The following is an 11,912-nucleotide window of genomic DNA, read 5'->3' as shown; positions in this document are numbered from 1 at the left end:
TCTTGTGCGCCGAATCCTTTCCACCCTGTTCGTCACCGCCTGCGTGCTGGTCGCCACCCCTACGACCGGTCACGCGGCAGCCACCTGGACCAAGGCCGGCACCACGGTGGCCGTCGCCTGCGGGAGCTCGACCCTCTCGCAGGCGGCGAACTGGTACTTCCCGGCCACCACCACGCCGAAGGCGCTGGTCTATCTGCAGCACGGCTTCAGCCGCTCCAACGCGAACATGGACGCCCTGGCCGGCAAGTACGCCGACGCCGGCTTCCTGGTGTTCGCGCCGACCCTGCCGTCCTCCACAGCCGGCAACAACTGCGCGGTCAACAACACCGGCGACAACACCGCGTTCCTCAACAACGTGGCCGGCTGGCTGGGCGAGCTGACCACCTCGACCAGCAACCTGGCCAAGAGCTACACCACCGCGGCGGGCAAGGCCGGCCGCACCGGGCAGGCTCCTCCGGCGAAGTACGTGATCGCCGGGCACTCGGCCGGTGGTGACGCCGTCACCTACATCGCCAACCGGCTGCGCACCACCTACCCGGCCGCGTTCGCGAACCTGAAGTTCCTCCAGCTGCTCGACCCGGTGCTGTCGCCGAACGGCACCAACATGGCGACCGGTCTGGCCGGGTTGGCCGGCACCAGCCTGCCGATCTACGCGATCTCGTCGCCGCCCTACACCGCCAACTCCCAGGCCAGCGGCACCACCGAGCTGATCAAGGACGTGCCCCGGTCGTTCCTGGGCGTGCGGCTGACCACCGGCTCGCACTGTGACGCCGAGGGCGCCAGCACCAACTTCCTGTGCACGCTGCTCGGTGGGACGTCGAAGGCGGCGAACGTGACCGCGCTGCAGACCTTCGCGGTGAACTGGGCGAACGACGCGGTGGCCGGCACCAGCACCGCCATCTACTACCCGGGCGGCACGTACTACCAGGGCCTGCTCACGGCCGGAACCATCACGACTCTCAGCGGTAGCTGAGTCCCCAGGGGTAAGAAACCCTGTCCGTCCTTCATCGTTGGAGGGCGGACAGGGCCTCGTCTAGGCCGATCACGTCGGCGTATTTCGCGTTCAGGTCGAAGAGGTTGTTCTCGTGCGGGCCGCCCTCGCGGTCGGCGCAGGCATCGCGCACCACGATCGGCCGGAAGCCGTTCTGCAGCGCGTCGAGCGCCGACGCCCGCACGCAGCCGCTTGTCGAATAACCGCCGATGACCAGGGTGTCGATCGAGTGCGAGGCGAGCCAGGCGGCGAGCGAGGTGCCGGCGAACGCGCTCGCGTAGTGCTTCATCACGACCAGTTCACCGGCCGCCGGCGACAGCGGGGGAGCGAAGCCGCCGAGCGGATTGCCGTCCGCGAAGACCTTCAGGGCCGGCACCTTGGCCGCGAACAGCGGCGCCTCCGAGCACGACTCGTCGGCGAAGTGCACGCTGGTCCAGACGACCGGGATTTTGTATTCGCGAGCTTTCGCCGCCAAAGTGGCCATCGCGGCGGCGGCCGCCTGGCCGGACTTCAAATACAAAGGCGAATCCGGAGACGTGTACGCCAGCGCGGGGTCGACCAGAAGCACGGCCGGGCGCACGCCCCAGCCGAGCCGCCGGGCGAACCCGGCCGTCGCATAGTCCCGATCGAGATCAGACATCCTCAGATCACCCCTTTTGCGTGCAGGCTCTCCCTCTCCGCGACGGAGAGGCCGAGCAGTTCGCCGTACACCTCATCGTTGCTCGCACCCAGCTCCGGCCCGGCCCACTTCACCGCGCCCGGCGTCGCCGACAGGCGCGGCGCGACGTTCTGCATCGGCACCTTCCCGAACGAGGGGTGGTCCACCGTCACCACCGCCTCGCGGGCCTGCACGTGTGGGTCGGCCAGGATGTCCTCGGCCGTGTAGATGCCGCCGGCCGGCACCCCGGCCGCGTGCAGCATCTCCAGCAGTTTCCCGGCCGGCAGGGTGGCCGTCCAGGCCGCGACGATCTCGTCCAGCTCGGTTTGGTTCTCGCCGCGGGCACCGTGCGTGGCGTAGCGCGGATCGTCGGCGAGTGAGGGCCGGCCCATCACGTCGGCCAGCCGGCGGAAGACCGTGTCCTGGTTGGCGGCGATCAGCACGTCGGAGCCGTCGGCGGTCGGGTAGCCGTTGCTGGGCGCCACGTTGGGCAGGATCGCCCCGGTGCGCTCCCGCCGATAGCCGGCCACCGCCCACTCCGGGATCAGCGACTCCATCATCGCCATCACCGCCTCGTAGATGGCCGAGTCGACGACCTGGCCGACGCCGGTGCGCTCGCGGGCGTGCAGCGCGGCCAGGGTGCCGTAGGCCGCGTAGGTGGCAGCGAGGGAGTCGCCGATCGAGATGCCGCTGCGTGACGGCTGCCGGTCGGGCTCGCCGGTCACGTAGCGCAGGCCACCCATCGCCTCGCCGATCGAGCCGAACCCGGCCCGCGGGGAGTAGGGCCCGGTCTGGCCGTAACCGGTCACCCGGACCAGGATGAGCTTGGGGTTGATCTGGGAAAGGGCCTCGTAGGAGAGGCCCCATTTCTCCAGCGTGCCGGGCCGGAAGTTCTCCAGGAGCACGTCGGACTCGGCGACCAGCCGGCGCACAAGATCTTGGCCCTCGGGGGTGCGCAGGTTGCACGTGACGGACTTCTTGTTGCGCGCGACCACCGGCCACCACAACGATTGGCCATGCGGTTTCTCGCGGCCCCACTGACGCATCGGGTCGCCCTTGCCCGGGTCCTCCAGCTTGATGACCTCGGCGCCGAAGTCGCCGAGGAGCTGCCCGCAGAACGGGCCGGCCAGGAGGGTGCCGGTCTCGATGACCCGGATGTCGCTCAGAGGTGCTGTCACGCGGTTACCCTAACCGTGGAAACAGTGTTTCGCTAGCCGGAACGATAGGGTGGTCAGGGTGGAGATAGTAGAGGTCGGGCCGCGCGACGGTCTACAGAATGAGAAGCGGGTCCTGTCCACCGAGACGAAGATCGAGTACGTGAACCGGGCCCTCGCGGCCGGTCTGCGGCGCCTCGAGGTGGCCGCGTTCGCCCGCCCGGATCGAGTGCCGCAGATGGCCGACGCCGAGGACGTGCTGCGCGGCGTTCCCCGCCCGGTCGGCGTCCGCTACATCGCGCTCGTACTCAACGGCCGTGGTCTCGACCGCATCCTCGCGCTCGACCCGGCTGCCCGGCCGCACGAGATCAACTACGTGGTCGTCGCCACCGACGAGTTCGCCCGCCGCAACCAGGGCATGGACACGATGACCTCGCTGGAGGGCTTCCGAGAGGTCGCTGCCAAGGCGAACAACAATGGGCTCGGCGTGACGCTCACGGTGGCGGCCGCCTTCGGCTGCCCGTTCACCGGCGAGGTCAAGGCCGATCGGGTACGGGCGATCATCGCCGACGCCGGCCCGCTCGACGAACTGTGCCTGGCCGACACCATCGGGGTGGGCGTGCCCGCGCAGGTGATCGACCTGGCCGCGGCGGCCCGCGAGGCCGCGCCGGGGGTGCCGCTGCGCGCGCATTTCCACAACACCCGCAACACCGGGTACGCCAACGCGATCACCGCCGCGACCCTCGGTTTCGTCGCCCTCGACGCCAGCCTCGGCGGGATCGGCGGCTGCCCGTTCGCCCCGGCCGCGACCGGCAACATCGCCACCGAGGACCTGGCCTACCTGCTCAACCGTTCCGGCCTGGAAACTGGCGTCGCCGTGACCCTGGCGGCCGAGACCGGCACCTGGATCGGCGCCGAGCTCGTTCTGCCGCAGGTGCCGGCGCAGCTCGGACGGGCGGGTGACTTTCCGGCTCTTGCGTAAGAATGGAAACGGTGTTTCCATTCTCGCATGTTGCGGTCCGGTGGTGCCGATCTGACGATCGCGGGTGGCATTCGGGAGTTCGGCCGAGCCACCCCGGCGGCCCTCGCCGTGCGCGACGGCGACCGCGCACTCACCTACGCGGCGCTCGACGAGCGGTCGTCCCGGCTGGCCAACGCCCTGCTCCTGCTCCATCTAAAACCGGGTGACCGGGTCGCCCTGCTCTGCGGGAACCGCCTGGAATACCCGGAGATCGCGGCCGGGATCGCCAAGGCCGGTCTCGTGCTGGTGCCGGTCAACCCGCGGCTGACCGCACCCGAGGTCGACTTCATCCTGGGCCACTCCGGGGCCCGGGTGCTGATCGCCGACGACGCCCTGGCCGCGTCGGTGCCGTCCTTCACCGGGGCCGTGATCTGCATCGGGGGCAGCTCTCTCGGGCTCGAATATGAGGGCTGGATCGGGGCGGCCCCGGCGAAGGACCCCTGGGTCGCGGTCGACGAGCGGGACCCGTTCTGCATCACCTATACGGCCGGGACCACCGGCGACCCCAAGGGCGTGCTGATCTCGCACCGGTCGCGCTGCCTCACCTTCTACGCCACCGCGCTGGAGTGGGGGCTGGGCCCGGGTCGGCGGACCATCGCGGTGGCGCCGATGTACCACGGGGCCGGCTTCGCGTTCGCCTACGCGGCCGTCTACTGCGGGGCGACGGTAAGCATGCTGCGCTCGTTCGACCCGCATCTGTTGCTCGACATGATCCGGCGGGAGCGGGCCCAGTCGGTCTTCCTGGTGCCGACCCACGCCCAGCTCATCCGGGGTGCGGTCCGCGAGGTGCCGGAACTGCCGTCGCTGGACACCCTCTACTTCAACGCGGCCGCCCTGCCCAAGGTGCTCAAGGAGTGGGTGTTCGAGGCGTTTCCCGGGGTCGGGGTGCACGAGCTGTACGGCTCGACCGAGGCCGGCGTGGTCACCAACCTGCGGCCGCCGGACGCCCGCCGCAAGGCCGGCTCGGTCGGCCACCCGTGGTTCGCCACCCAGGTGCGGGTCGTCGGCCCCGACGGGCAGCCGGTCGGGCCGGGGGAGCCGGGCGAGCTGTACAGCCGCTCGCCGTACCTGATGAACGGTTACCACGACAACCCGGCCGCCACCGCCGTGTGCACCACCGACGACGGCTACCTGACCTCGGGAGACATCGTCGTCGCCGACGACGAGGGGTTCATCTCGATCGTCGACCGGGTGAAAGACCTGATCATCACGGGCGGGGTGAACGTCTATCCCCGCGATGTCGAGGAGGTACTGCTCACCCACTCCTCGGTGGTCGAGGCCGCGGTGGTCGGCGAACCGGACGACCGGTGGGGCGAGCGGGTGGTGGCCTACCTGGTCTGCCGGGAGGCGATCGAGGCGACCGCACTGGACGCGCACCTGCGGGCCCGGCTGGCCGGATACAAGGTGCCGAAGGAATTCAAGATCATTGCGGCGCTGCCTCGCAACGCCGCCGGCAAGGTGTTGAAACGCGAGCTGAGGAGTACGCCGTGAGGGCGCACGTCGAACTGATCCACGAGGACGACTACATCTTCCATGCCGGCGAGCTGCCGTACGGCGAGGGCAAGATCCTGGAGCGGCGGCTGTCGACCGACGAGGAGGACGGTTCCTCCTCGCTGTCGCTGCACGCCACCTCGGACTGGGGCCGCAGCGCCGGCATCACCCACGCCGACACCGAGTTCTACGTGGTCGAGGGCACGCTGAACTACGGCGGCCAGGAGCTCGGGCCGGGTGGTTACGTCCAGGTGCCCCGGGGCACCGCGATGGACTGGATCAAGATTCGCGAGGGCTCGCGCATCCTGCACTGGCGGGAGTACGGCGACGCCGGTTTCGACCCGGCCACCAACCTCGCCGAGGCTCTGGCTTCGGCCTCTTCCGGCGAGGCTGCGACCGTCGTCGACGCCAACAAGATGGAGTGGGTCGAGGCGCCGTCGGTGGGACCGCTCAGCCCGCTCTACATCAAGCTGCTGCACCGCGACCCGAAGACCAACTTCTACACCCGGCTGATCCGCGCCAAGAAGGGCTGGACCGACCATCGGCTGGCCCATCACCCCTGCTACGAGGAGTTCTACACGCTCGGCGGGAAGATGGCGTACAACTTCGGCGACATCGACGAGGGCACCTACTGCTTCCGGCCGGCCGGCGTGAAGCACGGCCACTTCATCGCCGAGACCGACATCGACTGGATCATCCGGTCGGACGGTGAGCTGATCAACTGGTACACCACCGAGGAGTGGGTCAAGTGGGGTGGCACGCCGTTCAACTACGACGAGCACAACCACAGCCACCAGCCGGTCATCTCCACCCTGCCGGTCCGGTCCCGCTCCCGTGGTGAGTGGTCCGGCGACGGCATGTAAAAGCCCCGGAGGTCGGCGGCGGTCGGTGCCGCCGGCCTCCGGTCTTCACCCGCCCCGGTTTGTTCAGGCGAGCCGGCGCCTCCGCGCGATCAGGAATACCAGGGCGCCCGAGAGGAACAGCGCGAACCAGCCGGTCGACCCGAGGTGGGTGCTGCTGCTCCCGGTGGTGGTCGTGTCGTCGTCGACGGTGACCTCGGCCGGTGCCGTGCTGACGGTGATGCCGAAGGAGGCGACGCTTCCGCCCCGGTCGGCGGGCGTCTTGGCCGGCTGCAGGGTCAGCCGGGGGCCGGATTCGGCGGCGGCCGCGGCGTCACCGACGCCGACCACGGCCGCGCTCACGGCGTACTCATATGGGCCGGCGGCGTCCTGCGCCACCTTGACCAGCAGCGGGTTGGTCGTCGCCGGCAGGGCGAGGGTCTCGCCGGGCGCGATCGCCTGATCGATCCGGCAGGTGACCGCGGTGTAGGAGAAGTCGTCCGTGCGGTCGAACTCGCAATTCGTGTAGCCGGCCATCGGCTGGAGACCCTGCTCGGCCACCAGAACTACCGCAAGGTTACTTATGGTCGAGGTTCCGTTGTTACGGATAGTGATGGGAACGTTCGCGTAGTTGCCGTGGTCGACGGTCACGTCGTCGATGCCGGCGATCGCCAGGTCCGTCCCGGCGGCGGCCCGCACGACGGTGACCGGAGTCGAGTCCGACGCCGCGCCGGTGACCGCGACCTCGAACGTCGCCACCAGAGCGGCGGTGGGCGAGAGCGGGAACCGGAAGGTGCGGCTCCTCCCCGCCGCCAAGCCGCCGACCTGGCTGGTGGTGCTCTCGCCGAAGTGCAGCACCAGGCCGGTGACCTCGGTCCTGGAGTGGTTGACGACCGTCACGGTGACCGTGGTGGTGCGCCCGTCGACCACCGTCACCAACTGGGGTGCCTCGACCTCGATGTCCGGAATGCCGGCGGCCGCGGCCGGCGTCGCGAGCCCGGCCAGCAGCGCCAGGAACGCTAGGACGACCACCACGAACCGCAACCGAGTCATGGTTACGCAGCGTATCCCCGCCTAATAGCGGTGACAACAGTGTGTGACTGCTCCGTCAGGCCCGGGTGGTGATCCGCCGGCGCCGGGCGGCCCAGAACGTCACCGCGCCCGTGATCAGCAGGAGTGCGCCGCCGAGGGCGACCCGGGCGGCCGGCGCGCCGGTGATCGGGAGGGTGCCGCCGTCCTGGTTGTCCTGGCGGTGATCGACGGTCTTCAGCCAGGTGATCTTCGCGGTGTTGTTGGCCGGGTTGTGGTCCTGGGCGCCGGCGTCGAGCGTCACCTTGCCGGTGCCCTCGCCGCGGTCGACGATCCGGACGGTGAAGCGGAACCCGGCGAGCTGGCTGAGCGAGACAGCGGCCGGCCGGATCCACTGGGTGACGACGCAGGTGTAGACGCCGTCGTCGCCGGGCGCGCAGTTCGGGTCGGCCGTGCGCACCTCGACGCCGGCCGGCAGGGCGACCCGGACGGTGGGGAACCAGCCGTGGCCGGGCGGGATGATCGCGGTCGGCCCGACGTCCCCGGCCCAGAACGTGAGGGTGACGGTGTCGCCGTTCTCGCCGGGGATGGACTCGCCGCTGACCGTGGCGTCGGCCGAGGTCGCGCCGACCGGCACGCCGAAGGTGGCGATGTTGCCGGCGCCGGCGAAGTCCGCGTCGGCCGGCGCCTCGTTGGGGGTGGCCAGGCCCGGGACCTCCGGCGCGGCCGAGGCGACCACCGCATCGCTCACGCCCACCACGGAGAACGAGGCGGCGTACGTGTACTTGCCGCCGGTGTCCTCCGGAACCTGCAGCGACATCTCGTTCTCGAGGTTCGGCACCGCGATGGCCTCACCGGGAGCCAGCGTCCGGTTGGTCACGCAGGTGACGATGGTGAGCTCGTCCCGGTAGTCACGCTTCCAGTTGCACCCGAATTCCCAGGCCCTCGGCATGAGACCCTGCTCGCCGGCGAACACCATCGCGAAGTGCTCGATCGGCGCGGTGCCGGTGTTGCGGATCGCGACCGGGAAGTTCTGGTTCGGGGTGAGGTCGTCGATCCGGGCGACCTGCAGGCTCGCCGCGCCGGTGTCGCGCACCACCGCCATCTGCGCGGTGTCCACCGTGACCTCGCCCGCGGTGACCGATACCGTCAGCGTCGACGCCACGCCCGCGACGGTGGTGGCGACGTCCGGCGTGACCGAGTACGTGACCGTGATGCTCGCTCCGGCGGCCAGGTCGGGCACCGTCTGGCTCGTACCGGGCGGGCTGGTGTGCAGCACCAGCCCGGTGGCCGCGGTCCTACCCGCGTTCACCACCGTCGCCGTGACCGTCGTGGGCTTCCCCGCGATCGCTACCACCTGCTGAGGTACCTCAATGCCGACGTGCGGCACGACCTCGGTTGCGGGTGCCGCCGCGGCGGGCGCGGCCAGGCCGGCGACCGCCACGGCGACGGAACTGAGCAGCACGAGCAGACGCATGGGGAGTCACAGTAGATGCTGTCTTAACGCAAGATCAACGGGGGCTTACGAGAAGCGGCTGGCGGCCAGCACGATCCAGGTCACCTCCGGGTGCAGGATGTCGCTGTGTGCCCCGCTGGGTGCCTTGCCGGCGCTGACGACCTGGCTGCAGTCGATGTTGAGGATCCGGTTCCGGGCGAACCGGTAGGTGGTGCCCGGGCCGGCCGGTTTGATGCCGTCCAGGACCGCGTCGGTGTTCTGCGCCCCGTCGGCGCCCATCCCGCCCCAGCGCCACAGCAGGCCGTGCCCGGCCGCCACGTCGTCCCGCTTGGCCAGCGACGCGAGCGGGTAGAACCGGCCCACCGCGCCGTCGTGGGCGGAGAAGCAGACGGTCACCGGGCCGTCGACCTTCTGCTGCTGGCCGCCGAGAGCGCCGTTGCGGCCGGCGTCGAACGGCAGCGGCTTGCAGAAGGCGAAGTGCGAGAACGCGCCCTGCAGCAGGGTCACCGACTTCACCTGGGGTGCGCCGATCGCGTACGAGACCAGGCGGGCGCCGAAGCTGTGCCCGATCAGGTGCACCCGCAACCCGGCCGGCAGCCGCCCGAGCAGCGGGCCGAGGCCCTTGCGGCCGACCACCCCGGCCCTGCCCTTCATCTCCCAGTAGGTGGCCACCCGCAGCGCCTCCTTGGCCCCGTTGAGCAGGCCACCCAGCTTGTCGCCGATGCCGGCCGTGCCGTCGCCGCGCGGAAGGTCCACGCCCGACTCGACGAGCGCGTCCCGGTAGCGGGCGAAGACGTCGTTGGGGCCGTCGTCAAGCATCCGCGGTTTGCCCGAGGAGACCTCGCCGTCGTTCTCGCCGGTGCCGGACTGCTCGGCGAAGTCGTTGAGGGCGGCGAAGAAGTCGTCCAAGGTCTGCTGCGTGGTGTCGCCGCGCAGCAGCGCGGCCATCCGCTCGAGCGAGTCCTTGGCGTCCGGGAACGTCTGGAGCAGGTCGGCCAGGGTCTTCTCGTCGAGGACCGGGTCGGCGACCGCCGTCTCGGTCGCGGCCGGGGTGGCTGCCGCGATGCCGCCGCCACCGCCGGCCGCCGCGGCCGGGGTGAAGTTCGGGATCGGCTCGTCCGACCAGCGGATGGCCGGCCAGTAGACGCCGGCCAGGCCGGCCGTGCCGCGCGGGTCGGCGGCCAGCTGCCGGGCCAGCTGCTCGTAGAAACGGTTGTAGAGGTTCCGGGCGATGCTGCGGTCGTTGTTCCAGCCGTGGCTGAACACATACAGGTCGGTCAGGTTGCCGGTCTCGGCGAGCAGGGCGTCGGTGGTGCGGGTGTCCGGGTCGCCGTCGGCGTCGAAGACGAGGTCCCAGAACGGCAATCCGGCGATCGAGTCGGTCATGTCGGGCTCCGATCATTCAGACGATTTGCAGGGCCCGCATCAGGTCGAGGAGGCCGGCGCCCTGGAAGTCGCGCCGCCGGCCGAGGTCGATCGCGGAGTCCAGGAAGATCCGCTTGACCCGTTCGGGCTCTCCGATGAATTCGCGCCGCACCGACAGCAGGGCCGCCACGGCCCCGGAGACGTGCGGCGCGGCCATGCTGGTGCCGGTGTCCTCCACGTAGACGGCCCGGTCGGCGGGTGGCTCGATGCCCGCGCCCAACACGGCGTCCAGGCTGGCGCCGGCCGCGCACGAGGTGATCCGCTCGCCCGGGGCCAGCAGGTCGGGCTTGTCGCGGCCGTCGCCGGTCGGGCCTTTGGAGGAGAAGTACGACACCCCGTACAGGTGCGGTGAACTGCGGTGGGTCGAGCCGACCGTGATGGCCAGCTCGGCGTTGCCGGGGTCGTTGACGCTCATCGCGAACCCGAACTTCCGGGGCGCCGCCATGTCCGCGTTGAGCGTGCCGTACCCGGAGTTGCCGGCCGCCACCACGACCACCACGCCCGAGCGGACCAGCCGGTCCACCTCCTGGCACAGCGGGCTGCGGCCGCACGCGAACCACTCCGGCTCGAACTCGTACCCGAGGCTGATGTTCACGCCGTGGATCCGCATCGCCTCGACGCTGCCCTTGTTGACCTCCCGCACGTACGCCAGGGCCTGAATGATTCGATGCACCTGGTCGCGTGAGGTGCCGCCGAAGCCGCCCACCGCCTTGAGGCTGACCAGGCAGGCCCGGGGCGCCATCCCGGCCAGCAGCGCCGGATCGACGGTGCGCGGCACTCGCAGCGGGGTGCTGGCGCTCTCCACGTTGAAGCGGCTCTCGGTCGCGTACACCTCGCGTTTCTCGTCCTCGGCCAGCCAGGGGCCGATCCCGCCCGCGATGATCCCGGCCACGTGCGTGCCGTGCCCGGCGGTGTCGACAAGCGCCCCCTCCGGCGTCGGCTCGCCGTCCAGCGGGAAGAACCGGTGCAGGTCCCGCACCGACGGGTCGTCGAGGGTGTGATAGCTGGCGAAGTGCGGGTGCGGCGCTATGCCGGTGTCGATGACCGCCCAGACGATCTTGCGGCCGTCCGCCTCGAACGACTTGCGGGCCGCGTCGGCCTTGATGGTCACGCAGGACGAGTCGACGTGCCGGTGCACCGGGAAATCCGGCCAGATGTGGTAGATCGTGCGTTCCGGCCAGGCGATCGGCACGGCGTCCGCCGCGACCAGCCGCTTCACCTGGCCCATGGTCAGCGCCCCGGCGAGGTAGCGGCCGGCCACCCGCACCGGTTTCCGGCCGTCGCCGACCTGCTCCCACAGCTCCTCGAGGCGCTCGAACGCGTCCGGCGGGCCGGCCCGGTATTGCAGGTTGACCTCGGCCATCACCGGGATCGCCGGATCGTCCGGGTCGAAGCCGAGCCGGGCCCGGGCGGCCGGATCACGCAGCGGAGTGGCGATCACCCCGGCCATCGCGGCCGGGCCGCCGAGGTCGGCGTCGTCATCCACCGGCGGAGGTGCGGCCTTCAGTCGTCGCTCCGCCGCTGCGACCCTCTTGGTGCCGGCGGCGGTGACGGCGAACGCGTCGCCGTCCTCCCGCACCAGCCCGGCCTCGCGCAGGTCGTCGAGCGCCGAGGCCACCCGCCGTTGCCACAGCGGCGTCGTCTCGAGACCGAGGTAGCCGCGGTCGTCGCGGCCGAACCGGTCGGCGAAGCGCAGCGCCACCTCGACCGCGATGCACCGGACGGTCGCCGGGGCAGGCAGCCGCGCGGTCGCCACGAGCGCGCGGTCCTGCCAAATACTCGGAGTGGCCATGGCCACCTCCAACGTCAGAAGAAGACGCTGGTCAGGATGGCGCGCACAACCCCTCG

The 11,912-nt window shown here is 70.7% G+C and carries 10 protein-coding genes; 4 read left to right on the top strand and 6 right to left on the bottom strand.

The window, feature by feature from the left end; genetic code table 11:
* Positions 1–4: 4 nt before the first annotated feature.
* The gene (locus tag Ate02nite_RS44110) at positions 5–973 is read left to right on the top strand and encodes an alpha/beta fold hydrolase (RefSeq protein WP_239148152.1); all 969 of its coding nucleotides are present in this window, start codon (positions 5–7) and stop codon (positions 971–973) included.
* A gap of 31 nt (positions 974–1,004) precedes the next feature.
* Here the strand turns inward: Ate02nite_RS44110 and Ate02nite_RS44105 are convergent, their stop codons facing one another.
* Positions 1,005–1,631, bottom strand: a complete 627-nt coding sequence (locus tag Ate02nite_RS44105; protein ID WP_203813923.1) for an isochorismatase family protein — start codon at positions 1,629–1,631, stop codon at positions 1,005–1,007.
* Positions 1,632–1,633: 2 nt separating this feature from the next.
* Entirely contained in the window at positions 1,634–2,827 is a 1,194-nt protein-coding gene (locus tag Ate02nite_RS44100) for a CaiB/BaiF CoA transferase family protein (protein WP_203813922.1), read from the bottom strand.
* A 58-nt stretch (positions 2,828–2,885) separates the two neighbouring features.
* Between Ate02nite_RS44100 and Ate02nite_RS44095 the strand changes: the two genes are divergently transcribed.
* The 3 genes from Ate02nite_RS44095 to Ate02nite_RS44085 are packed head-to-tail and all read left to right on the top strand — an operon-like array spanning position 2,886 to position 6,178.
* Positions 2,886–3,785 carry a hydroxymethylglutaryl-CoA lyase gene (locus Ate02nite_RS44095; RefSeq protein WP_203813921.1) on the top strand — a complete coding sequence of 300 codons (900 nt, stop codon included), beginning with the start codon at positions 2,886–2,888 and terminating at the stop codon, positions 3,783–3,785.
* 27 nt (positions 3,786–3,812) lie between these two features.
* A complete protein-coding gene (locus Ate02nite_RS44090; RefSeq protein WP_203813920.1) occupies positions 3,813–5,315 on the top strand; it encodes a class I adenylate-forming enzyme family protein in 1,503 nt (500 codons plus the stop codon).
* A complete protein-coding gene (locus Ate02nite_RS44085; RefSeq protein ID WP_203813919.1) occupies positions 5,312–6,178 on the top strand; it encodes a DUF4437 domain-containing protein in 867 nt (288 codons plus the stop codon). Before Ate02nite_RS44090 ends, Ate02nite_RS44085 begins: the two co-directional genes overlap by 4 nt.
* Positions 6,179–6,241: 63 nt before the next feature.
* Here the strand turns inward: Ate02nite_RS44085 and Ate02nite_RS44080 are convergent, their stop codons facing one another.
* From Ate02nite_RS44080 to Ate02nite_RS44065, 4 genes are read right to left on the bottom strand one after another with little or no spacing between them, the layout of a single operon-like run.
* Complete coding sequence (locus Ate02nite_RS44080) at positions 6,242–7,207, bottom strand: COG1361 family protein (protein ID WP_203813918.1); 966 nt, start codon at positions 7,205–7,207, stop codon at positions 6,242–6,244.
* Positions 7,208–7,262: 55 nt separating this feature from the next.
* On the bottom strand, positions 7,263–8,660 hold the full coding sequence (locus tag Ate02nite_RS44075; protein ID WP_203813917.1) for a COG1361 family protein: 1,398 nt from the start codon (positions 8,658–8,660) through the stop codon (positions 7,263–7,265).
* 45 nt (positions 8,661–8,705) lie between these two features.
* On the bottom strand, positions 8,706–10,025 hold the full coding sequence (locus Ate02nite_RS44070) for a hypothetical protein (RefSeq protein WP_203813916.1): 1,320 nt from the start codon (positions 10,023–10,025) through the stop codon (positions 8,706–8,708).
* A 16-nt stretch (positions 10,026–10,041) separates the two neighbouring features.
* Positions 10,042–11,856 carry a S8 family peptidase gene (locus tag Ate02nite_RS44065; protein ID WP_203813915.1) on the bottom strand — a complete coding sequence of 605 codons (1,815 nt, stop codon included), beginning with the start codon at positions 11,854–11,856 and terminating at the stop codon, positions 10,042–10,044.
* Positions 11,857–11,912 lie beyond the last annotated feature (56 nt).

The sequence above is a fragment of the Paractinoplanes tereljensis genome (assembly GCF_016862435.1).
GTDB lineage: Bacteria > Actinomycetota > Actinomycetes > Mycobacteriales > Micromonosporaceae > Actinoplanes > Actinoplanes tereljensis.
This window is presented reverse-complemented; position numbering and strand designations above follow the sequence as displayed.

What these genes read in the sequence shown, in the direction of transcription:
- Ate02nite_RS44105 (WP_203813923.1), bottom strand. Translation starts at nt 1,631, where the DNA reads ATGTCTGATCTCGATCGGGACTATGCGACGGCCGGGTTCGCCCGGCGG.
- Ate02nite_RS44090 (WP_203813920.1), top strand. Translation starts at nt 3,813, where the DNA reads ATGTTGCGGTCCGGTGGTGCCGATCTGACGATCGCGGGTGGCATTCGG.
- Ate02nite_RS44080 (WP_203813918.1), bottom strand. Translation starts at nt 7,207, where the DNA reads ATGACTCGGTTGCGGTTCGTGGTGGTCGTCCTAGCGTTCCTGGCGCTG.
- Ate02nite_RS44075 (WP_203813917.1), bottom strand. Translation starts at nt 8,660, where the DNA reads ATGCGTCTGCTCGTGCTGCTCAGTTCCGTCGCCGTGGCGGTCGCCGGC.
- Ate02nite_RS44070 (WP_203813916.1), bottom strand. Translation starts at nt 10,025, where the DNA reads ATGACCGACTCGATCGCCGGATTGCCGTTCTGGGACCTCGTCTTCGAC.
- Ate02nite_RS44065 (WP_203813915.1), bottom strand. Translation starts at nt 11,856, where the DNA reads ATGGCCACTCCGAGTATTTGGCAGGACCGCGCGCTCGTGGCGACCGCG.